Source organism: Rugamonas sp. FW305-51, from assembly GCF_058786935.1.
Window position 1 is genome coordinate 102,274 of sequence record NZ_JBYSZG010000001.1, and the last position, 22,080, is coordinate 124,353.

The following is a 22,080-nucleotide window of genomic DNA, read 5'->3' on the forward strand; positions in this document are numbered from 1 at the left end:
AAAGATCAAGCCGCTAGCAAGAGCAAAGCCGCATCGAAATCAAATTGGTTCAAGGCCGCGTCCAACGCCTCGGCGCGCGCCACACCCAGCGTTTGCGACAGCGATGGCCGCAGCGTGTCGTAAATCGCCATCGCCGCCATGTTGCGCTCGGCCAGGCGCTGCTTGAACAGGGCCAGCGTGTCGTCCGCCGGCGCGCCTTCCGTGCCGCCGGCCGCTGGCGCACCATCCGCGCTGCCGGCGGCCGGTTTTCCATCCACATTACCTGCCGTCGGCGCGCCATCCGCATTGCCGGCCGCCTGCCCGCCGCCGGCCAGCCACGCGGCGGCGGCGGCAAGCGTCGCCTGCAGTTCCGTTTTCACGGGCGCAAACAGGGTAGCGGCCTGGCCGTCATCGCCCTCGCGCAGGGCCGCCTCCAGCGCCAGGCAGGCGCTGACGAAGCGTCGGGCCCCCAGCGAGCCGACCGAGCCGCGCGCCGTGTGCAGTGTGGCGGCGGCCTCGGCACGATGACCGTCCTGCCACGCCAGCTGCGCGCCATCGATGGCGGCCGTGCCGGCTTCGACAAACTGGCCCACCAGCTGGCGCATCGTTTCCAGGTGGCCGGGGTAGTTGCCGATGACGTCCAGCAGGGGCTGGAGGTCGAACACGCCATCCCCCGGTTCGGCCACGCCAGCGACGCCAGTCCCAGGCCCCGTCGCCACGCCATCCTTGGGCGCCAGATAGCGCGCCAGCACCGTGCGCAGCAGTTCCGACTCCACCGGTTTGCCGATGAAATCGTCCATGCCCGCCGCCGTGCAGCGGTCACGCTCGGTCGCCATCACCCCGGCCGTCATGGCGATCACAGGCAACCGCAGCCCCAGTTCCTTGCGTATGGCACCGGTGGCCGCGAACCCGTCCATCACCGGCATCTGCACATCCATCAACACCAGCTGGAAATCGGCGGGCCGTGCCCGCAGCAGTTCGACGGCCTGGCGGCCATTGTCGGCGCATTCCACCGTCAACCCCAGTCCAGCCAGCATGGCGCGGGCGATGTATTGGTTGGTGTCGTTATCTTCCACCAGCAGCACGTGGCCCTGGAACTGCGCGCCTGCCGCCATGGCCTGTTCTGCCTGGCCGGCCGCCGCCCGCCGCCGGTCGGCCTCCTGCACGCAGGCCACCAGGCTGGCCGTGGTGGCCGGCTCGTCGAGCACACCGTCGAAACCGAGCTGCCAGGCATCGCCCCCCATCCGCGCCCGCTGCGGGCAACTGACCAGCAGGATCACCAGTACCGCGCCCTGCCCGCGCAAGCGTTGCACCATCGCCGCCGCCGTGCCGCCGGCACAGACGCGCCAGTCCAGCACCACCACATCCAGCGGCGGCAGCGGCGGCGGCGGTCCGTCCCCGCGCAGCCAGGCCAGCGCCGCGGCTCCGTCATCGCCGCCATCATCACCATCACCGACATGCCAACCGGCGCGCCGCACCGCGTGGTGCAGGGCCTGGCGCGACAGCGACTGCGGCGCGATCAGCAGTACCTCGCGTCCGGGGCCGGCATCGCCCGGGGCCGCCTGCACTGCCTGTATCGCCTGCACTGCCTGGACCGCCTGCGGCAGCGTCAACGCGACCATGAACACGCTGCCCTCGCCCGGACGGCTGGCCACCGTGATGGTGCCTCCCATCAGCTCGACCAGGCGGCGCGAGATGGCTAGCCCCAGGCCGGTGCCGCCGAAGCGGCGCGTCATCGACGAGTCGGCTTGGGTAAAGGGCATGAACAGCCGTCCCACCTGTTCGTCCGACATGCCGATGCCCGTGTCGCGCACGACGAAGCGCAGCGCTACCAGGCCATCGGGCAACACCGTGCTGTGCAGCGCCACCGTCACGCTGCCGCTGGGCGTGAACTTGATGGCATTGCCAGCCAGGTTGACGAGCACCTGCTGCAGCCGCAAGGCGTCGCCCACCAGCAGCGCCGGCGTGGCCGGATCGACGTCGACGGCCAGTTCGATATCGTTGCCGCCGGCGCTGGCGCCCATCATCATGGCCACCGTCGCCAGCAGTTCATCGACGGCGAACGGGGCCAGCGACAGCTCCATGTGGCCAGCCTCGATCTTGGAAAAGTCGAGGATGTCGTTCAGTATCCCCAGCAGCGTCTTGCCCGACCTGCGCAGCATGCCCAGGTCCTTGTGCTGCTCGCCGTTGAGCGGCGTCTGCGCCAGCAGTTCGGCCAGGCCCAGCACGGCGTTCAGCGGGGTGCGCAATTCGTGGCTCATGTTGGCCACGAATTCGCTCTTGGCGTCGCTGGCCGCGTCGGCCCGCAGCTTGGCCGCCAGCAGGGCCGCTTCGGTCTGCTTTTGCTCGGTGATGTCGTTGGCGATGCCGAGAAAGCCGGTCACGGCGCCGCCCTCGCCCGTGATGGCCGTCACGGTCAGCAACACGGGCAAGGTCGAACCATCCTTGCGCACATAGGTCCATTCCCGTGTTTCCGGCAAGCCCATCCTGGCCAGCGTCACGAATACGTCGAAGCCGGCGATGATGCGGCCATATTGCTGCGTCAGCTCGCCGCCGCGCCGCGCCACCTCGTCGGCCACGTGCAATATGGCCGGACTCTGCCGGCCCACCATCTCGCCGGCCGTGTAGCCCAGCATGCGCTCGGCGCCGGGGCTGAACACCTGGATGATGCCGTCCAGGTCGGTCGAGATAATGGAAAAGCCGATCGCCGATTCGACCAGCGCGCCGAACTTGTTCTCTGACTGGCGCAGCGCGCTGGTGCTGGCCATGACCAGCGCCAGCGCCTCGGCCCGGTTTGCCGTCAGCGCCCGCACCACGCTGAAGAACAACAGGCTGATCAACATACCCGAGATCAGCACGATCAGGCCCTTGTCGCGGTCGATGGCCCGCTCGAACGCTGGCAGCGACGTCAGCCGCAAGGTCCAGAAGGCATCGCCCACCTGCAGCGTGGCCGTGCCCGTGTAGGGATTGGGATACTGGGCCTCATCCGCGCCGGGCGCGCGGGCGCCGGCGTACAGCAAGGCTTCGGGCGAGGTGGACTGGCCGTCGAACACTTCCAGCCGCACCGTCATATCGGGCCGGCTGTAGATGCCGCGCATCAGGTCCTCCATCCGGAACGCGGCATACACGTAGCGTTCCAGCGCCTCATGCCGCTCCTCCCAGGTGCCCTGCGGCGCCCCCTTGCGGAAGATGGGGACGAACATCAGAAACCCCGGCTGCTGCCCGCGCTCCATATCGAGCACCAGCGTCACCTTGCCCGAGGTGGTCAGCGTGCCCGTTTCGATGGCCCGCACCAGCGCGGCGCGACGCACCGGTTCGGACATCAGGTCGTAACCGAGGGCGCGCTGGTTGCCCCCGTCCTTGGGCGCGAGATAGACCACCGGCACATATTCGTCACGTTGGCCGTCGGGCCAGATGCGAAATGCACTCTCCCCCTGCGCCCGCACGGCACGCTCGAGCGTACCCTTGTCGCGGGTATGCTCGGCCATCCCCAGCACCTGGATGCCCGGATATTTTTTCTCCAGTTCCAGGCTGCCCGTGTAGTCCTGCCAGTCCGCCAGGGTGACCTTGGTCGAAGCTCGGAACAATGCCCGCCCGCCGGTCAGGGCCTGGGCGTAGGTTCCCATCCGTTCGCCGACCCGGTTGCGGATATCGGCCAGATGGGCCTGAAACAGCTCATTGGCGCGCTGCTCCGTGCTGGCCACCACAAATTGCCAGACCAGGATGGTCAGTGCCAGGCACACCAGCAACACCGTCCAGTGCAGCATGTAGAGCAGGCCGCCCCGGCCCTGGCCACCCGCGCCGTGGCCGGCAGGCCGGCCATGCATGTGCCGGTCCGACGCCAGCACCATGCCCACCATGCTGCACAGGCCGATAAAGATCTCCAGTCCGAACAGGGCGTCGTCCAGCGTGCCGGCCGAAAACGGCCCCAGCCCCTTGGTGGTGCCCACCACGGCCGCTCCCGACACCAGCAGCAACAACAGCGTAATGCCACGCATGCCATAGCGATAGGAAGTCCAGCTGAGCGTGGGCAGCAGCAGGAAGGCCAGCGCGCGATAGGACAGGTCGACGTTATAGTGGCGCCCGAACAACAGATTGAGCGTCAAGCCCAGCACGCCCAGGCCGGCCACCGTGATCAGCACCGTCCGGCCGTCCCAGCGCCAGCCCCGCCCGGGACGCAGCCAGGCCAGGCACAACGGGGTAATGACCATCATGCCGGCCGTGTCGCCCAGCCACCAGATCCAGGCCACCTTGCGGATCGCCGCCGCCGGCACCACATGGGCCAGCCCCAGGCTGGAGACGCCGATGGTGGCGCCGATCAGTGCCACCCCCGCCGCCACGGCCGCAAAGGCATACACCATGGTGGGCCGGTCCAGCGTTGGCGCCGGGCCGGCGATACGGCGCAGCAACCACGCGCCGGCCAGCGCTTCCAGCGTGTTGCCGGCCGCAATGACGGCCGACACGGTGACGGCGGTCACACCGCTGAGCGCGCCATTGGCCGTGAACTCGACCAGATTGGCCACCAGGGCGCCGGCCAGCACGCCGGGCCAGCACCCCGATCCCAGCAGCAACATGGCGGCCAGGGCCAGGCCCGACGGCGGCCACACGGGCGACGCATTGGTATGGGCAAAGGCCAGCGCCAGGCCGAGCCGGGCCGCGGCGTAATAGGCCAGCCCCAGTCCCGCCGACAGCAGGAAGGCACGCCACGTCAGCTTGATGTTCAATGCTCTCCTCCAGGGTCCGGGCCGGCCAGAGGCAATCGGGCAATGCCGGGCGCGCGTGGCTGTCACTACGCCACAGTACAACATTGTGCCCCCGGCTGGATAGCGGTCGTTGTTATATCAGCTGCGACCTTGACGCCATGCCGCCCGCCAGGGCGCGCCCCTACATGGCAGGCGACTCCGGGCGGGCGCGGCGGCGCAGGATGGCCGTGCGCTGGCCGCGCCGACCGCTCGGGCCGCTCGGGCCGCTCGGGCCGCTCAGGCCGCTCACGCCGCTCAGGCCGCCGGCCGCAGCGGCGGGTTCAGGCGCGAGTTACGCAAGCCGTAGGCGAAATAGGCGGCCACGGCAATCCCCATCCACACGAAAAACACGTGGAATGTGGCGGCCGACAAGTCCTTCATGATGAACAGGCAGGCTACGATGCTCAGCGCCGGCACCAGGTAGGGGCCGAACGGCACGCGGAAGCCGTCCACGTCGGCGCCTATGCCCTTGTGGCGCATCACCGGTACGGCGATGGCCACCACGATGAAGGCCGTCAGCGTGCCCATGCTCACCATGTCCCACAGGAAGGTGGCGTCCACCAGGCCCGCCGTCAGCCCCACGGCCAGGCACACGATCAGCGTGTTGTTGACCGGCGCCAGCGTGCGCGGATGGACCTGCTGGAACACCTTCGGTATCAGCCCGTCGCAGGAGATGGCGAACAGGATGCGGGTCTGGCCGTAGATGGTCACCAGCGTCACGGAGAACACCGACACCACGGCGCCGGCCGACAGCACCAGCGCCGGCCACGCCTTGCCCGTAACGTTCTGCACGATGACGGCCAGCCCTGCTTCCTGGCCGTCGAACATGCGGGCCGGCTGGGCGCCCACGGCGGCCACCGCCACCAGCAGGTAGAACACGGTGACGATCACCAGCGCGGCCAGGATGCCGACGGGGACGTTACGCTTGGGATTTTTCACCTCCTCGCCCGCCGTGGCGATGGTGTCGATGCCGATGAACGAAAAGAACACGGTGCCGGCAGCCGCCGTCACGCCGGCCATGCCGGCGTAGCCCTTGCTGTTATCGCTGTTAAAGAACGGATGGAAATTGGCCGCGTCGAAGCCGGAGAACGCGATCACGACGAAGAAGATGATGATGGCCAGCTTGATCAGCACCAGCACCGCGTTGGCCGTGGCCGACTCCTTCGTGCCCCGCAACAGCAGGTAGCCGCACATCACCACCAGCAGCATGGGCGGCAGGTTGATGGCGCCCGGATGGAACTCCGTGCCGTGCGGGCCGGAGGCAAACATGGGCGAGCGCAGCGCGGCCGGAATATGCCAGCCGCAGGCGTTGACGAGGAAGTTGTTCAGGTAGTCGGACCAGCCGATGGCCGTGGCGCTGGCCGCCAGCCCGTATTCGAGCAGCAGGCAGGCGGCCATGATGAAGGCGGCAAATTCGCCCACGGTGGCGTAGGCGAAGGAATAGGACGAGCCGGCGGCCGGAATGCGGAACGACAGCTCCGCATAGCACAGGGCCGTCAGCCCCGCCGTCAGCGCGGCCAGCAGGAAGGCCAGGATGACGGACGGTCCCGCCTTGGGCACCGCTTCGACCAGGGTGAAGAAGATGCCGGTGCCGATGGTGGCGCCCACCCCTATCATGGTCAGCGGGAACAGGCCCAGCGTGCGGCCCAGGCCGTGGGCCGAGCGTTCCGGGCCCGCCCCGCTATCGGCGGCGACGGGCTTGGTGCGGCACAGTTGTCGGGCAAACGCTTGCATCATTCATCGTCCTGTCTCGAAGGAATCGAATTGGCGCGCGGCCGGGCGGCCACGCGCCTGCTACCCTGACTTATCCCGTCAGTCGAAATGCACGTTACGCCACTGCAGCGCCGGCATCATGGCCGCCTGCAGCTCACCGGCCAGGCGCCGCACGGGCGCCGGCGTGTAGCGCTGGTAATAGGCCCGGTTGTACGGGCCGATGCCATGTTCGGCGCTGAAACTGCCCTCGTAGCGCTGCACCACCGCGTCCAGCAGCGTGGTGCGCAGCGCGGCGATGGCGTCGTCGTCCAGCGCCTGCGGCCCCGTCTTGGGCGCCACCAGGTTGTAGTGCAGACCGCCGTCGGCCACGTGGCCGAAGTCGCAGATGCGCACGCCCGGGTAGGACGCTGCCAGCCACTCCTGGCCCCAGGCGCGGAACGGCGCCCAGTGCTTGCGCGGCAGCGCGATGTCGAACGCGATCACGCGGCCTTCATGGCGCAGCGCGTCGCTGATGCCGTGCCGCAGGCTCCACAACATGTCCTGGTCGCCGAACAGGGCGTCGGCCAGCAAGTCCTGCTCCATCAATGCGCCCAATGCGTTCTGCAGCACTTCGTCCAGCGCCAGCACGCGGGCCGGCAGCGAGGTGCTCAGCTCGACCAGCAGCGCGTACGGCGGCACCTGCCCGCCGGGGAAGGGATTACGCACCGACGGCACGTTGCGGAACACGGCCTGCATGGCCTGCTGCGACATGCCTTCGACGGAAGCGATAAACTCCGGCAGATCCCGTTCCAGCGCGGCCAGCAGCGGCATCACGGCCGCGCTGGAGGATGGCACCACCAGCGCCGTGGCACGCTGCGCCGGCAGCGGATGCAGGCGCACGGTGGCGCGCAGGATCACGCCGAAGGCGCCGCCCGTACCGCACAGCAGCTGCTTGAAATCGACCCCGGTATTGTTCTTGCGCAGCGCGCTGCCAAAGCGCAGCATGCCGCCCCGTTCCGGCAGCCAGGCATCCACCGCGCACAGGTTGGCGCGCACGTCGCCGTACTTGATGAGCCGCGCACCGCCCGTGTTGGAGGCGATCATGCCGCCGATGGTGGGGTCGGCCGACAGGTCGATGGGGAAGCACAGGCCCATGGCGGCCGCCGCCTCGTTCAGTTCCGACAGGCGCACGCCGGCGCCCACGGTGGCCGTGCGCTCGTCGGCGTCGATGGTGATGTTGTCCTTGAGCCGGTCCAGGCTGAAGACGAATTGCCGGCCGCTGGCGTCCGGCGTGGCCGCCGCCACCAGGCCCGTGTTGGCGCCCTGCAGCACGAACGGCGCGCCGTGCGCATGCAGCAGCGACAGCGCCGCTTCGGCCTGCTCCGGCGTGGCCGGCCGCAGCACGGCCACGGCCACGCCCTGGCCGTAGCGGGCGCCCTGCACGTAGGGCGCGCAGTCGGCGCTGGCCGTCAGCATGCCGGTCTGTCCCAGCAGGCCGTCCAGCTGGGCGAGCAGCGGGCCGCTCATGCCGCCTTGGCCATGGTTGGCGCCGCGCCGTCGGCCGACGTCATCTTGAAGATGGCAGTGGCGTTGCTGCTGTCGAAGCCCAGGTCCAGCACGTCCTCGCCGTCGGCGTTGCGCACGCGGTCGCGCGAGATGAATTCGTAGAACGAGCCGGGCACGCGGCGCACCACGCAGCCGTTCGCGGTGCGAAACACGCGGTCCACCTGGGCCGCGCGGTAGGCCGTCTGGCGCATGGTGCCGCGCGCCGCTTCCTCGATGGCGGGCTTGATCGAGCGGCCCAGTTGCTGCTGCTCGGCCGACAGCGCGTACAGATCGGGCACGCGGTCCGTCACGTGGTTGAAGGCGTTGCCTTCGGTGGCGATCCATGCCATTTCCTGCGATTCCTTGAGCAGCAGTTCGTAGTCGTCCAGGGCCGGCACGTCGTGCTGGCGGCCGAAGCAGCGCACCAGCGACTGCAGCAGGGCCACGGCGTCGGCCAGCGGCAGGCTGCGTTCAGCTTCCAGTTCCTTGAGCAGGGCCAGCTCGCGCGCATCGAGCGGATCGACCGAGCTGGCCACCACGCGGCCCACGGCGGCCTGGAATTCGGGCGAGAAGCGCTCCACTTCCAGTTCGCTGACGAAGAACTGGGGTATGTCTTCCGGCAGGTCGGCGTGCACGTAGGCGCGGCCCATCATCTTCAGGCGCGGCAGCGGGTAGTTTTCGTTGAGGCGATAGCCGAGCGGCGCCAGGAAGCGGGTAATGGCCGCTTCGCCGCACGGCAGCTGGCCGTTGGCGGCGATCTTCACCGAGCGCACGGCGCCGTGGTCGAAGAACACCCGGCGGCCGCTGGCCACGGCGTCTTCCGTGTAGGCCTTGCCTTCCGGGACGCGCTCGAGCAGGTCGCGGAACAGCAGCACGTTCATGGCGTAGGCGATTTCGGCGCGGGTCACGGCCAGGGTGGCGTCGCCGTTGCCGGGCGCGTCGCTCAATTCGGCCGGCACGTGCATCAAACGGGTCATGCGGGCGGTAGCGGCGGCGCCGATGCAGGAGGTCAGGAGGTAGTCGAGTGTGGTCATGGTCAAAAAAGCAGCACTGCCGCATACGTTGAAGTTGAGCCGATTATTCTTTACCGTCCCGACCGGCCACAAGCGAAATGATTTCGACCCCCTATTCCATTTGAGAATACCTTTTTTGGCCCGGATGCGGGACAATGGCGGCTGAGATCGTTTTAGCACCGTTTTCAGGTCTGATTCGAAGCCTGATTCGAAGCCAGATTCCAGGCCAGATTCGCCCCAAATTCACGCCAAGTTCGCCCACCGTCCGACCACTGTCAGTCCACCGCCATGCGCCTCAACCTGCCCTCCCTGTCCGCCCTGCACGCCTTCGAAATGGTGTACAAGCTGCAAAACATCAGCGCCGCCGCCAACGCGCTGGCCCTGACCCAGAGCGCCGTGAGCAAGAAGATCCTGGCGCTGGAAGCGTATTTCGAGCAGCCCCTGTTCGAGCGCCAGGCCAGCGGGCTGGTGCCGACGGCCGCCGCCGAGCTGCTGTGGGCCCGCCTGCCGCCCTGCCTGGACGAGCTGGAAGGGGTGATGCAGGAAGTGCTGGGCTCGCGCGACGGCGGCGGCGTGCTCAACCTGGCCGTGTTCCCCACCTTCGCCACCAAGTGGCTGGTGCCGCGCCTGCCGCTGTTGTACGAAGCCCATCCGGGCCTGACCCTGAACCTGAAGATCCAGCTGAGCCGGGTGGACTTCGGCGGCACGGGCATCGACGCCGGCATCGTGTTCGGCCGCCCCGGCTGGCCCCAGTGCGAACATCACCGGCTGTCGAGCGAGACGCTGGTGCCCGTGTGCAGTCCCGGCTTCATCGCGCGCCACGGCCGCCCGGCCGACATGGCCGGCCTCACGGCCTACACCCTGCTGCACCAGACCTCGCGCTCGGACAGCTGGCCCAACTGGTTCGACGCCCACGGCATCGCCGCCCCGCCCAAGGAGCAGGGTTTGCACTTCGAGCTGTTCTCGATGGCGGTGGAAGCGGCCAAGGCCGGCCTGGGCATCGGCCTGCTGCCGGCCATGTTCGTGGCCGACGAGATCAAGCGCCAGGCCCTGGTCGAGCTGTTCCCGCCGGAGCAGCAGTCCGACAGCGCCTACTACCTGATCTACCCCAAGCGCAAGGCGATACTGCCGGGCGTGATCACCTTCAAGCGCTGGCTGCTCGAGCAGCACGAGCGCGAGCGGGCCGCCGCCGCCGACTGACGACGGGGCCGGGACGCCGGCCGCCGCCGTACCGCCGCCGGGCAGCGCATGCAGCAGTCGCACGGCGATACGCCTCGTTTCTTGTTGCTACTTTCCTACAAGCGAGTCCGGACGCAGGGCCAAGCCGCGCCCGCGCACGCCCCCTTGTCCTGCCGCCCTCCTCTAATATTCCAATCCGGAATATAGCGCGGAAAACATTTCCATTGATGCCGCGCAATGCGTGCCGAATAATCAACTGACCGAAGCACCGGAAACCGTGGCAAATTTGCCGCCGGCACCGGGCCCGGCCAGCCGGCACCATACGCATGCCCCGGCTCATGCCTACGACAATACGGAGACACCATGCTTACCCCCACCCTCTTGCGGCGCGCAGTGCTGATCAGTCTGTATGGCAGCGCAGCCCTGGCCAGCCTGGCCCCGGCCGCCTATGCCCAGACCACCGCCCCGGCCGCCAAGCAGGACGACACCGTGCAGACCGTGAACGTGGTCGGCACCCGCCGCGCCAACGCCTCGGCCACGGAAACGGCGCTGCCGGTCGACTTCATCCCCATGACCAAGGCCGCCGAACAGGGCGCCCAGTTCGACCTGGCCCAGTCGCTGACCTATGTGTCGCCCTCGTTCAACTCGACCCGCCAGACCGGTGCCGACGGCGCCGACCTGGTCGACTCGGCCGCCCTGCGCGGCCTCGGTTCCGACCAAACCCTGGTGCTGGTGAACGGCAAGCGCCGCCACACGACGGCCCTGGTCAACCTGTTCGGCGCCCGCAACCGCGGCAACACGGGCACGGACATGAACGCCATTCCCCTGCTGGCCATCAAGAACGTGCAGGTGCTGCGCGACGGCGCCGCCGCCCAATACGGCTCGGATGCCATCGCCGGCGTGATCAACATCGACCTGAAACGCAATGTGGGCTGCGAAGCGGTGGCCGGCTTCAGCGAATACTCGGTGGGCGACGGCAAGAACTATATGACCTCGGCCTATTGCGGCCTGCAGGTGGGTGACAAGGGCGTGGTCGGCATCACGGGCGAATACCTGGACCGGGGCCGCTCCAACCGCGCCGAACCGGGCAACCCGCGCATCATCGGCGACACCAAGGCCCGCAACAAGACCCTGTACGCCAACGGCGATTTGCCGATGGGCGGCGACGGCCACCTGTATTTCACGGCCGGCGCCCAGACCCGCGACGCCTCCAGCGCAGCCTGGGCCCGCAACGGCACGGACGATATTCCGACCCGCAATTCGGCCGCCATGTACCCGGACGGCTTCGTCCCCTTCATCAACGCCACCATCGACGACCAGTACGGCACGCTGGGCTACCGCACCCGCTTCGGCGAGTGGAACGCCGACCTGTCGCAGACGGCCGGCTACAACAAGATGATGTACGACATCAGCCACACGCTGAATGCCTCCATCGCGTACAAGGACCTGCTGGCCGGCGGCAAGGGCATCAGCCCCGACAACTTCAAGGCGGGCGGCTTCTCCTTCCTGCAGCAGACCACCAACCTGGACTTCAGCCGCCTGTACGACGGCATCATGCACGGCCTGAACCTGGCCTTCGGCGCCGAATACCGCACCGAGACCTACAAGATCTTCGCCGGCGAACCGGGCTCCTACATCGACGCCGACGGCGTGGGCTTCGGCGGCAACGCCGGCAGCCAGGGCTTCCCCGGCTTCCAGCCCGGCGACGCCACCGACAAGCGCCGCCACAGCATGGCCGCCTACCTCGACGTCGAGGCCGACGTGACGGACCGCCTGAAACTGCAGACGGCGCTGCGCTACGAGAAGTTCAGCGACTTCGGCTCCACCACCACCGGCAAGCTGGCCGGTGCCTTCAGCGTCAGCAATGACGTGCTGCTGCGCGGCTCGGCCTCCACCGGCTTCCGCGCGCCGTCGCTGCAGCAGATGTATTTCTCGTCCACCTTCACCGACTTCATCAGCGGCCAGCCGAAGGACGTGGTGCTGGCACCGAACGGCGGCACGGTGGCCAACGCCGCCGGCATCCCGCCCCTGAAGGAGGAAAAGTCGAAGAGTTACACGCTGGGCACGACCTGGACCCCGACCAAAAACACCTCGGTGACGGCCGACCTGTACCGCATCAAGATCGACGACCGCATCGTGCTGTCGGGCCGCTTCGACGCCGACAACTACCCTGCCCTGGGCGCCATCCTGTCCAACCTGGGCGTGGGCCAGGCCCAGTTCTTCGTCAACTCCATCAACACCCGTACCCAAGGCCTGGACCTGACCGTGTCCAACAAGACCAACGTGGGCGCCGGCAAGCTGACCACCTTCCTGGCCGCCAACTTCAGCAAGACGGAAGTGACGGGTATCAAGGCGCCTGCCTCGCTCAAGGGCTACGAGGACGTGCTGCTGTCCGAGCGCGAGCGCCTGTTCATCGAACAGGGCGGCCCGCGCCGCAAGGCCACGCTGGGCTTCGACTACCTGCTGGGCAAGGTCGACACGGACTTCAAGATCATCCACTTCGGTCCGCAGACGCTGGGCACCTTCTCCGGCACGGCGGCCGGCGTACCCAACGCCCACTACGAAGCCAAGACTTCGGCCGACCTGGCCTTCACCTACGCCTTCAGCGAGAACACCAAGCTGACGGTGGGCGGCGCCAACATCTTCAACGTCAAGCCTACGCGCCAGAATCCGGACGAGACGGACAACGGCTTCGTGTACGACAGCGTGCAGTTCGGCCTGAACGGCGCCTCGTACTTCGCCCGCCTGTGGCACAAGTTCTAAATAAACCGTGTTACGTCCCCGGTTTTCGTTAATCGAAAACGGGGCGGCGATTAAAAACAATGGGGACGTACCCCATTTTGATGAAAAAAACGGCGCCCCTTGCAAACGCAGGGGCGCCGTTCTGTTTTGCCGGCGCCGTTACGCGCGCGCCGGCTTAGGCTGGGTTAGAACTTGTAGTTCAGGCCCACGCTGTAGAAGCGGCCGACCGCGCCCGTCTGGTGCAGCGACGGGTTGTAGGCCAGGCCGGTGCCGTTGCTGCTGCCATTGATACCGGTGCCGCCATAGGTTTGCGCGTCGATCGGAGGCGCCTTGTCGAACAGGTTGGTGATCGAACCGTTCAGCGTCCACGCCTTGTTGAACTGATACGACATCGACAGGTTGGTGTAGGTGAACGACGGCACCTTGCAGTACTGCGCCGGCGACTGGCCCGCCTTCCAGCGCGAATTGTTCGCCTGCAGGCTGCTGTCGCAATCGGTCAAGCCGTTGGACGGATCGGTCACATCAAAGCCGCTGATGTAGTTGGTCGTGGCGCTGACCGTCAACGGTCCCTGGTCGAAGGACAGCGTGAACTGCGCGCGGTCCTTCGGATTGCCGGTGTCGCCCGAGACGATGGCCGGGCCGTGGGTGCCGGCCAGGTTGTAGGTCTTGCCGTTCAGGGTCATGTTGTAGTTGAACATGTGCGTCCACTGCAGGCCGATCGTCATCTTGGCCGCTTCGTTGAGCTTGAAGCGGTAGCGCGATTCGAACTCGGCGCCGGCGGTGGAGGTGGTCTGGCCGTTCACATATGGCGTGGAGATATACTGGATGGTGCCGACCGACGAGGTGCCGGTGCTGCCGTCGCCAAACGTGACCGTCTCGGGCCCGCCGCGCGTGGCAAATTGCAGCGGGTCGAAACTGGCCAGCGCGGACATCGAGATGATCTGGTTATCCACCGTGATCTTGTAGTAGTCCAGGGTGGTCGACCAGTTCTTGATCGGCTCGATGATTACGCCCAGGGTGTAGGACTTCGATTTTTCCGGTTGCAGATTCTTGTTGGTGGTCTGCAGGTAGGTCGGGCTCAGTTCGCATTGGGCCGGCACGTTCTGGGGCGAATCCGTGTTCGGGCTGCCATCGGCATTCGACACCGGGCACAGGACCGGGTCGCGGATCGTGTTGAACGCAAACAGGGATCCGGCTATGCCGTTCTCCGTGGCCGACGGCGCGCGGAAACCACGCGACGCGGTGCCACGCAGCGAGAACATGGACGATGGCGTGAACTTGAATCCCACCTTGGGCGTGTACGAGTGGCCGTAGGTATCGTAGTGGTCGGCACGCACGGCCGCATCCAGTTCCAGCGACTTCAGCACCGGCGCCGCCAGCTCGGCATACAGCGCCGCATTGTTCTCCTTGCCGATCGCATAGGCGGCAGGCAAGGAGAGCACGCTGCCGTTCTGCGCTTCGACCGGATCGGGCGCGTTCAGCGACTTGTGTACGAAGCTCAAGCCCGTGCCCAGGCTGAGCGGACCGCCATCGAGCTTGGCCAGCTCGCGTGAGCCGCGCAGTTCGATGAAGTTCAGTTCATCGGTCGCCTTGCCCGACACCGTGGGCGTGACCAACGCCATCACGTCCGCGCTATTGCCGCCGGTGAGCTTGAGCGGGTTGGCCGTGTTGTTGAGCGCCTGCAGCAGCGCGGTCGGATTGATGTAACCGCGGTAGGTGGACTTGGTCTCGACCCTGGTCAGGCCCAGCGAGGCGGCGATATCCCAGCCAGCCACCGTGCCGTTCAGATCGGCCACGGCGCGATAGGACTTGGTATCGACGTCGGTGCGCCGGAACGGCGAGTCGGGCACGATGGCACGCACGTTGACGGCATGGCCGAACGGGTTACCAGGATATGTGGCCGGTACCGTGTAGAGACCCGGGTCGATGGCGCCGACGATGGCCGGTTCCCGGTAGGGGCCGATGGCCGTCACGCCGGCAAAGCTGCCCACCGGCACGTTGCTGGGCCGTATGGTCTGCTGGCTCTTGCTGTCGAAGTACGACGCTTTCACGCCCAGCGTCCAGTCGCTGTTCAGGCGGCTGGTCAGGCTGGCCAGCAAGTCCAGGTTTTCCGAGGTCGGCTGCAGCTGCGACCAGGTGTTGGTAAACACGCACTGGTTGGCATTGCGCCGGGCGAAGTCGCAGCCACTATCGAGGAAGGCGTAGGCGCCGGCCGTGCTGCCCAACGCCGGATCCTGCAGATACGGGGTGCGGGTAACGGGGTTGGAGACGATGCTGTTCCTGGCGCCGGGGCGCAGGTCGCGCCCACCCGGATCAGCCGACCAGTCCATGCGGGTCCACGCGCCATCGCGCTGGTTCAGGCGGATCTGGTCCTGGTGGCGGTATTCCAGGGCCACATAGCCGTTGGTGTTTTCCGACAGGTCAAAGCCGCGCATCAGGGCCAGGTGGTGGGTGGCGCCGCCGCCGTGCTGGGTGGTGCCCGTTTCGGCCGTGATGCTGGTGCCCTGGAATGATTTTTTCAGGATCACGTTGACCACGCCGGCGATCGCGTCCGAGCCGTACACGGCCGAGGCGCCATCTTTCAGGATCTCGATGCGTTCCACCGCGTCCATGGGAATGGAGGTGATGTCGACGAAGGGCCGCTGGCCGTCGTCCGACAGCGGATAAGGAGCCATGCGGTGGCCGTCGATCAGCACCAGCGTGGCGCCCACGGTCAGGCCGCGCAGCGACACGCCGCTGGCGCCGGCCGCGAACGCGCCGTTAAAGCCCTGGCTCAGGGTGCCCTGGCCGTTGGCCGTGATGTCGCGCAGCGCTTCCGATACGGTAGTGTAGCCGGATTTCTTCAGATCGGCCGCCGTCATCACCTGCACCGGACTAGGGGTCTCCTGGTCCGCACGGCTGATGTAGGAGCCGGTCACCACCACGCGTTTGATGGCCTGGTCGCCCGCTGCCTCCTGCGCCTGGGCCGTTTGGGCCGACAGCGCCGTCAGTGCGCCAGTGGCCAGGATATGGGCCACGGCCAACGGGATCGATTTCATTCTTAACCTCATCAAATGCTCCTCCAGTAGTATTAAGTGTTGCTATTTAGTGTTGCTATTTAGTGTTGCCATTCAATCAGACATAGCATCATGCTAAGATTGCTGACTGTTTTGGAACCTCCCCGGGCCAACGCCGGCAATGACGCCTGCATCCGCCACACCAGTCTGGTATGAGGTTCCGGTTTGGCTCGTCCCAGCGGATCGGCGCGTACCCGGGTTGAGGTTAAGGCGCCACAGGGGGTATCGGTGCCGCGTCCGAACGGATCGGCGCGGACGTGGCGCATAACGAGACGGACGACGCCTGATGGCGTGCTGTTGCTTGAAGTTGCAGGCTTATTAACGAAAGTAGCCAAATGAACCTCATTTTGCTCGAGAACGTGTCACTATGCGCCGGGGTGCTGGGACTGTTCCTGGTGATCCCGCTGATCGCGATGCGGCGCCGGCGGCCGGCCAACCTGTGGCTGGCGCTGTACGCGCTGACCATCGCCTGCGCCTCGCTGGAGGACTACCTGCACTACCAGCGCATGCCATGGATCGATGGCATGTACTGGCCCAACATCTGTGTGGATGCCTTCTACTACTGCTACGTGCGCAGCCTCACCGGCCTGGGCAACGGCCGCTTCCAGTCCATCCATTTCGTGCCCACCGGCCTGTACCTGAGCGCCGCCCTGCTGTCGCTGGCGCCGGGCAGCCCGCTCGCGCCGGCCTTCGCCCGCTGGGAGCACGGCGCCTTATCGGCCACCACTTACCAGGTGCTGGGCGCGTTTTACCTGGTTGCCGTGTTGTACCGCCTGCGCCAGTACCGGCTGCGGCTGCGGCGCAGCGGCGCGCCGGCCGGACAGGACGACCTGCGCTGGCTGACCACGCTGTCCTACGTGCTGGCGGTATTGTGGGTCAGCTGGGTATTGGCCGTACGGTTGCATGGCGATTGGACCACGTGGTTCGTCGTGGGCCGGCTGGCCACCTTCTACTTTGTAGGCTGGTATGGCTTGCGTCAGTCCGCCGTGTTTGTGCCGGTCGCGGCGCCGGCTGCTGCTGCGGCGGCGCCGCTGCCGGTGGCGGCAACGGCCATAGTGACGGCGGAGGCAAACGCGCCGGCGGCGGGGGATGCAACGGTCGCCGCCGGCGCCGCGCCGCCACACGCGCAGCCGCCTGCGCCGCCGACCGACGACGCGAACCGGGCGACGGCCGAGCCGCCCCCCACCCCGGCCACTGCGGTGCACGCACCGACGGCTGCCCGCGCCGACACGCCGGCGGTGGAAGAGATGGCATCGCCCGAGGCGGCGGAACGGGAAAAATACGCCCGCTCCGGCATGACGGACGCGGCCCGGCGCCTGATCGGCGAACGGCTGCAACGGCGCATGGCGCAGCAGCGCGATTACCTCGAGAGCGACTTGCGGCTGACGGAGCTGGCCGAACGGATAGGCACCACGCCCCAGTTGTTGTCGCAATACCTGAACCACATACTGGGGCTGAGCTTTTTCGACTACATCAACGGCTTGCGCATCGCCGAAGTGCAGAAAATGATGCGCGTCCCCGCCTATGCCGGCAACACCTTGCTGGAACTGGCCCATGCGGCCGGCTTCAACAGCAAGTCCACGTTCAATGCGGCGTTCAAGAACGCCAGCGGCATGGCGCCCTCGCAATGGCGCGCACAACATGCGCAAACGGACAAGCGCGAGGCCACGCACGCCCGCGCGCGCGAAGCGGCCCCGGAGCCGGCCGCCGGATGACGTGCGCCTGGCCCCTGTGCTACACTCGCCGCACCATGAACCACCTCAAGACACTGCTGCTCTGGCTATTGCTGGCCGCGCTCCCTTTGCAGGGATACGCGGCGGTGTCCATGTTCATGTGCCACGCCGGCCCAACCATGCCCGCGACAATCACCGCCGCGCCCCACCAGCACGCGGCCGGCAAGGCGCAGCACCCTGCCGCCACCGCAGCGCAGGAATCGCCCGACGGCCGCTGCGCGATGCACGCCGGTTCCGGCCAGAGCCCATGCAAGACAGACGCCGGCAACACCAAATGCAGCAGCTGCGCAGCGTGCTGCGTCGGTCTCGCCATCACGGTGCCGGTGAGCGCGCTGGCCAGCGTGCGTCCGCTCGGTTCCGAAGCCATCCCCTACCGCGTCATGCACGTCACGGCGCACATCCCCGGCGGCCTAGAACGGCCGCCCCACCCGCTCCCCGCCTGAGTTCGCGCGTGGCCGGCGCACATGGCAGCCCTGCCGGCTGGTCGTGGCGCCCGCGCCGCCGCATTCCCGCCACGCAGGCCGATTGCCGGCCTGCGCCCATGCACTAGGAGTCACCATGCATTGTTCCACCGGTTTGCGCCGCGCCACAGCGGCCGCACTGGCCCTCGCCCTGGGCGGCTGCGCCACCTTCTCGCCCGATGGCGGCCTCGATGCCGTACAGGCGATCACCCTGCCGGCCACCGGCCAGCCACTGGCGCGCATGGCCGCCACGCCGGACGGCAGCGCCGCCCAACGGGTCGCCACCCTGCTCGCCACGCCGCTGACGGCCGACAGCGCCGTGGCCATCGCCCTGCTCAACAACCGCAAGCTGCAGGCCAGCTACGCCGAACTGGGCATCGCCGAAGCGGACCTGGTGCAGGCCGGCCGCCTGCCCAACCCCACCCTCACCTTTTCGCGCCTGACGGATGGCCAGGGCATAGACATCGAGCGCAAGCTGATGCTGCCCGTGATGGCCATCCTCACCATGCCGGCCGCGCGCGGCATCGAGCGCCGCCGCTACGAGCAAACGCAGCTGGCCGTGGCCGGCGACGTGCTGCGCATCGCCGACCAGACCCGGCGCGCCTATTACGGTGCCGTGGCCGCGCGCCAGTCGGCCGGCTATCTGGAACAGGTCAACGGCGCGGCCGAGGCGAGCGCCGAACTGGCGCGCCGCATGGCCGCCGCCGGCAACTGGAGCAAGCTGCGCGAAGCCCGCGAGCAAGTGTTCCTGGCCGACGCCGTGGCCCAGCTGGCGGCGGCGCGCCAGGGGGAAGTGGCCGCCCGCGAGCAGCTGGTCCGGCTGCTGGGCCTGTCCGGCCAGGGCGCCACGTTCACGCTGCCCGAGCGCCTGCCCGACCTGCCGGCCGCGCCGCGCGAGATGGGCGACGCGGAAGCGCAGGCGCTGGCCAACCGGGTCGACATCCTGATGGCGCAAAAAGAACTGGCCGGGCTGGCCGATTCGCTGGGCCTGACCCGCGGCACCCGCTTCATCAACGTGCTCGACGCGGGCTACCAGCGCAACACGGGCGCCGACGGCGGCCACGCGCGCGGCTACGAGATCGAATGGCAACTGCCCCTGTTCGACTGGGGCAGCGCGCGCGTGGCCCGCGCCGAAGCGGCGTACATGCAGGCGCTGCACCGCACGGCGCAAGGCGCCATCGACGCCCGCTCGCAGGTGCGCGAAAGCTGGTCGGCCTACCGCAACGCCTATGCGCTGGCGCGCCACTACCGCGACGAGATCGTCCCGCTGCGCAAGCGCATCGCCGACGAACAGCTGTTGCGCTACAACGGCATGCTCACCAGCGTGTTCGAACTGCTGGCCGACGCCCGCGAACAAGTGCTGAGCGTGAACGCCGCGATCGAGGCGCAACGCAATTTCTGGCTGGCCGATGCGGCCCTGCAGGCAGCGATGACGGGCGGCGCCGACGGCGACAGCCCGCGCGCCAGCCGTTGATGACCGCCACCACCACCGAACAAGGAACACGGAAATGATTACACGCAGAGACTTTTTCCGCGGCGCGGGCGCCGCAGCCGTCAGCACGGCCGTGGTGAGCCGGGTCGGCGCCGCCGCGCTGCCCGAGGCAGCCAGCATGGGCAGCGCCGCCACCCAGCCGCCCCTGCTGCCGCCCAACGGCCGCCCCTACAATCCGGTCGTCACCCTCAACGGCTGGACCCTGCCGTGGCGGATGAAGGACAACGTCAAGGAATTCCACCTGGTCGCCGAGCCCGTGGTGCGCGAGATCGCGCCCGGCATGAAGGCGCAGCTGTGGGGCTACAATGGCCAGTCGCCGGGACCGACGATCGAGGTGGTCGAAGGCGACCGGGTGCGCATCTTCGTCACCAACAAGCTGCCCGAGCACACCAGCATCCACTGGCACGGCCAGCGCCTGCCCAACGGCATGGACGGCGTGACGGGCCTGACCCAGCCCGGCATCGCGCCCGGCAAGACCTACGTCTACGAATTCGTCGCGCGCCGGGCCGGCACCTTCATGTACCACCCGCACGCGGACGAAATGACGCAGATGGCGATGGGCATGATGGGCCTGTGGATCACCCACCCCAAGGACCCGCGCTTCATGGCGGTGGACCGCGACTTCTGCCTGCTGCTCAACGCCTACGACATCGAGCCGGGCAGCGCCACGCCCAAGGTCAACACCATGCTTGACTTTAACCTGTGGACCTTCAACAGCCGCGCCTTCCCCGGCGTCGATCCCATGGTCGTGGCGCAGGGCGACCGGGTCCGGATCCGGGTCGGCAACCTGACCATGACCAACCACCCTATCCACATGCACGGCCATGAATTCACCGTCACCGGGACGGACGGCGGCTGGGTGCCGCCATCGGCACGCTGGCCGGAGGTGACCACCGACATCGCCGTCGGCCAGATGCGCGCCATCGAGTTCGACGCCACCGATGCCGGCGACTGGGCCTTCCACTGCCACAAGTCGCACCACACCATGAACGCCATGGGCCACGACGTGCCCACCATGCTGGGCGTGGACCAGGGCGACGTGCTGGAAAAGATCAACCGGCTGGTGCCGGACTACATGGCCATGGGCGACAAGGGCATGGCCGACATGGGCCAGATGGCCATGCCCCTGCCCGACAACACCCTGCCCATGATGACGGGCACCGGGCCGTTCGGCGCCATCGGCATGGGCGGCATGTTCACCACCGTCAAGGTGCGCAAGGGACTGGGGCGGCACGACTACCGCGATCCCGGCTGGTACCGCCATCCGTCCGGCACCCTGGCCTACGAATTCCAGGGCGACGCGGCGGCCATGCCGGCCGCGCCGCAGGCGCCCGCCGGCGCATCCACGTCGGGGGGGCCGGAAGCGCCCATGTTCAAGGTCACCAAGGGAGGCCATCACCGCCACGATTGAGGGGACAGGCCGCCGATGGAGGCGGCCTTTCCATAATCCGAAATAAATTGCCATTAGGCAAAATGCGGCCTATGATGAATTCATGTACAGACCCAAACCATGTCTCACATTTCATTCATCACACCATGCCACTCAACGAACACCACGCCGTCCCGGTCCGCAAAGGACCGCCACGCCCACAAGACGCGATCACCCAGATTCCGGCCGCGGCCAACTCGTATGACATGACGAGCGAAGACGAGATCGGCGACATGCTGACCGAGTTGGCCGCCAGCGGCGACGCGATCTCGATGTACGTCCCCGGCAGCCGCGAGGTGGTGCTGGGACGGATCTTGTCGGTCGATCCCGAGTTGCCGCATTTCGTGATGGAGTTGAACGAAGGGATGAGCCTGCAGCCTGGCAAGGTCACCTTCGTTACCTGCCTGCGCTCCGCGAAGCTGCAGTTTCGCCTGTCCAGCCAGGAGTGGAACGCCCTGCCCGGCCAGCCGCAGCACGTCCCGATGACGTTCCCGGAAACGTGCGCGGTGCTGAACCGGCGCGCCTTCGAGCGCATTGAAACGCCGCTCGGCATCAGCTGCATGGCCTCGTTCGTGATGCACAACACCACCGAGTACGAGCTGCCGATCTACGATATCTCGCTGGGCGGGCTCAGCCTGCACTGCGCCAAGCTCAACGCCAAGGGGCTGATCAAGGGCCGCAAGCTGCAGGACATCTTGCTGGAACTGGGCGACGAAACCGTCGAGGTGGCCGAACTGGAAGTGCGCTACACGCGCCCGTTCCGTTCCTTCCTGCTGGGCGAACAGATCCACCTCGGCTGCATGATCACGAGCCTGGCGCCGGAGGAGGAAAGCAAGCTCAAGCATGTCCTCGAAGCGCTCAAGCACGCTGCCCGCTAGCGGCGGGCCCGTCGTCCCGGCACGTCGCCCCGCGCCCTCCGTAGCAGTTCAGCGCCGCGCCGCTTGCCGCCCCGCTGCGGGCGGTGGCGCCGCCCAGCACCCGAGTGTGCATTTGTGCCAGCTCTTTTCGCCGCGCCGA

The 22,080-nt window shown here is 67.5% G+C and carries 12 protein-coding genes; 7 read left to right on the forward strand and 5 right to left on the reverse strand.

Going from position 1 to position 22,080, the window contains the following annotated elements; genetic code table 11:
• Nucleotides 1–5: 5 nt before the first annotated feature.
• From AC3WOS_RS00430 to AC3WOS_RS00445, 4 genes are all read right to left on the reverse strand, one after another.
• Nucleotides 6–4,703, reverse strand: a complete 4,698-nt coding sequence (locus AC3WOS_RS00430) for a CHASE domain-containing protein (RefSeq protein WP_492713761.1) — start codon at nucleotides 4,701–4,703, stop codon at nucleotides 6–8.
• A 273-nt stretch (nucleotides 4,704–4,976) separates the two neighbouring features.
• Nucleotides 4,977–6,458: an APC family permease gene (locus tag AC3WOS_RS00435; protein WP_492713763.1), complete on the reverse strand. Its 1,482-nt coding sequence runs from the start codon at nucleotides 6,456–6,458 to the stop codon at nucleotides 4,977–4,979.
• Nucleotides 6,459–6,533: 75 nt separating this feature from the next.
• Complete coding sequence (locus AC3WOS_RS00440; RefSeq protein ID WP_492713764.1) at nucleotides 6,534–7,940, reverse strand: FAD-binding oxidoreductase; 1,407 nt, start codon at nucleotides 7,938–7,940, stop codon at nucleotides 6,534–6,536.
• The gene (locus tag AC3WOS_RS00445; protein ID WP_492713766.1) at nucleotides 7,937–8,992 is read right to left on the reverse strand and encodes a DUF1338 domain-containing protein; all 1,056 of its coding nucleotides are present in this window, start codon (nucleotides 8,990–8,992) and stop codon (nucleotides 7,937–7,939) included. Before AC3WOS_RS00445 ends, AC3WOS_RS00440 begins: the two co-directional genes overlap by 4 nt.
• A 267-nt stretch (nucleotides 8,993–9,259) precedes the next feature.
• On the opposite strand from AC3WOS_RS00445, the gene AC3WOS_RS00450 reads away from it, so the two are divergent.
• Both AC3WOS_RS00450 and AC3WOS_RS00455 read left to right on the forward strand, forming a co-directional pair.
• Nucleotides 9,260–10,171 carry a LysR family transcriptional regulator gene (locus tag AC3WOS_RS00450; protein ID WP_492713768.1) on the forward strand — a complete coding sequence of 304 codons (912 nt, stop codon included), beginning with the start codon at nucleotides 9,260–9,262 and terminating at the stop codon, nucleotides 10,169–10,171.
• Nucleotides 10,172–10,513: 342 nt separating this feature from the next.
• The gene (locus tag AC3WOS_RS00455; RefSeq protein ID WP_492713770.1) at nucleotides 10,514–12,913 is read left to right on the forward strand and encodes a TonB-dependent receptor plug domain-containing protein; all 2,400 of its coding nucleotides are present in this window, start codon (nucleotides 10,514–10,516) and stop codon (nucleotides 12,911–12,913) included.
• A 164-nt stretch (nucleotides 12,914–13,077) separates the two neighbouring features.
• Here the strand turns inward: AC3WOS_RS00455 and AC3WOS_RS00460 are convergent, their stop codons facing one another.
• Nucleotides 13,078–15,942: a TonB-dependent receptor gene (locus AC3WOS_RS00460; RefSeq protein ID WP_492713772.1), complete on the reverse strand. Its 2,865-nt coding sequence runs from the start codon at nucleotides 15,940–15,942 to the stop codon at nucleotides 13,078–13,080.
• A gap of 341 nt (nucleotides 15,943–16,283) precedes the next feature.
• Here AC3WOS_RS00460 and AC3WOS_RS00465 point away from each other — a divergent pair, with 341 nt between their 5' ends.
• The 5 genes from AC3WOS_RS00465 to AC3WOS_RS00485 all read left to right on the forward strand — a co-directional run bounded on the left by AC3WOS_RS00465 (nucleotide 16,284) and on the right by AC3WOS_RS00485 (nucleotide 21,941).
• Complete coding sequence (locus AC3WOS_RS00465) at nucleotides 16,284–17,663, forward strand: helix-turn-helix domain-containing protein (protein WP_492713774.1); 1,380 nt, start codon at nucleotides 16,284–16,286, stop codon at nucleotides 17,661–17,663.
• A gap of 137 nt (nucleotides 17,664–17,800) precedes the next feature.
• On the forward strand, nucleotides 17,801–18,124 hold the full coding sequence (locus tag AC3WOS_RS00470) for a hypothetical protein (protein WP_492713776.1): 324 nt from the start codon (nucleotides 17,801–17,803) through the stop codon (nucleotides 18,122–18,124).
• Between the two features lie 115 nt (nucleotides 18,125–18,239).
• Nucleotides 18,240–19,616: a TolC family protein gene (locus AC3WOS_RS00475; RefSeq protein ID WP_492713778.1), complete on the forward strand. Its 1,377-nt coding sequence runs from the start codon at nucleotides 18,240–18,242 to the stop codon at nucleotides 19,614–19,616.
• A gap of 34 nt (nucleotides 19,617–19,650) precedes the next feature.
• Nucleotides 19,651–21,045, forward strand: a complete 1,395-nt coding sequence (locus tag AC3WOS_RS00480; RefSeq protein ID WP_492713780.1) for a multicopper oxidase family protein — start codon at nucleotides 19,651–19,653, stop codon at nucleotides 21,043–21,045.
• 125 nt (nucleotides 21,046–21,170) lie between these two features.
• On the forward strand, nucleotides 21,171–21,941 hold the full coding sequence (locus tag AC3WOS_RS00485; RefSeq protein WP_492713782.1) for a flagellar regulator YcgR PilZN domain-containing protein: 771 nt from the start codon (nucleotides 21,171–21,173) through the stop codon (nucleotides 21,939–21,941).
• Nucleotides 21,942–22,080: the final 139 nt, after the last annotated feature.

What these genes read in the sequence shown, in the direction of transcription:
- AC3WOS_RS00460 (WP_492713772.1), bottom strand. Translation starts at nt 15,942, where the DNA reads ATGAGGTTAAGAATGAAATCGATCCCGTTGGCCGTGGCCCATATCCTG.
- AC3WOS_RS00480 (WP_492713780.1), top strand. Translation starts at nt 19,651, where the DNA reads ATGATTACACGCAGAGACTTTTTCCGCGGCGCGGGCGCCGCAGCCGTC.
- AC3WOS_RS00450 (WP_492713768.1), top strand. Translation starts at nt 9,260, where the DNA reads ATGCGCCTCAACCTGCCCTCCCTGTCCGCCCTGCACGCCTTCGAAATG.
- AC3WOS_RS00475 (WP_492713778.1), top strand. Translation starts at nt 18,240, where the DNA reads ATGCATTGTTCCACCGGTTTGCGCCGCGCCACAGCGGCCGCACTGGCC.
- AC3WOS_RS00455 (WP_492713770.1), top strand. Translation starts at nt 10,514, where the DNA reads ATGCTTACCCCCACCCTCTTGCGGCGCGCAGTGCTGATCAGTCTGTAT.
- AC3WOS_RS00470 (WP_492713776.1), top strand. Translation starts at nt 17,801, where the DNA reads ATGCCCGCGACAATCACCGCCGCGCCCCACCAGCACGCGGCCGGCAAG.
- AC3WOS_RS00440 (WP_492713764.1), bottom strand. Translation starts at nt 7,940, where the DNA reads ATGAGCGGCCCGCTGCTCGCCCAGCTGGACGGCCTGCTGGGACAGACC.
- AC3WOS_RS00465 (WP_492713774.1), top strand. Translation starts at nt 16,284, where the DNA reads ATGAACCTCATTTTGCTCGAGAACGTGTCACTATGCGCCGGGGTGCTG.
- AC3WOS_RS00445 (WP_492713766.1), bottom strand. Translation starts at nt 8,992, where the DNA reads ATGACCACACTCGACTACCTCCTGACCTCCTGCATCGGCGCCGCCGCT.
- AC3WOS_RS00435 (WP_492713763.1), bottom strand. Translation starts at nt 6,458, where the DNA reads ATGATGCAAGCGTTTGCCCGACAACTGTGCCGCACCAAGCCCGTCGCC.
- AC3WOS_RS00485 (WP_492713782.1), top strand. Translation starts at nt 21,171, where the DNA reads ATGCCACTCAACGAACACCACGCCGTCCCGGTCCGCAAAGGACCGCCA.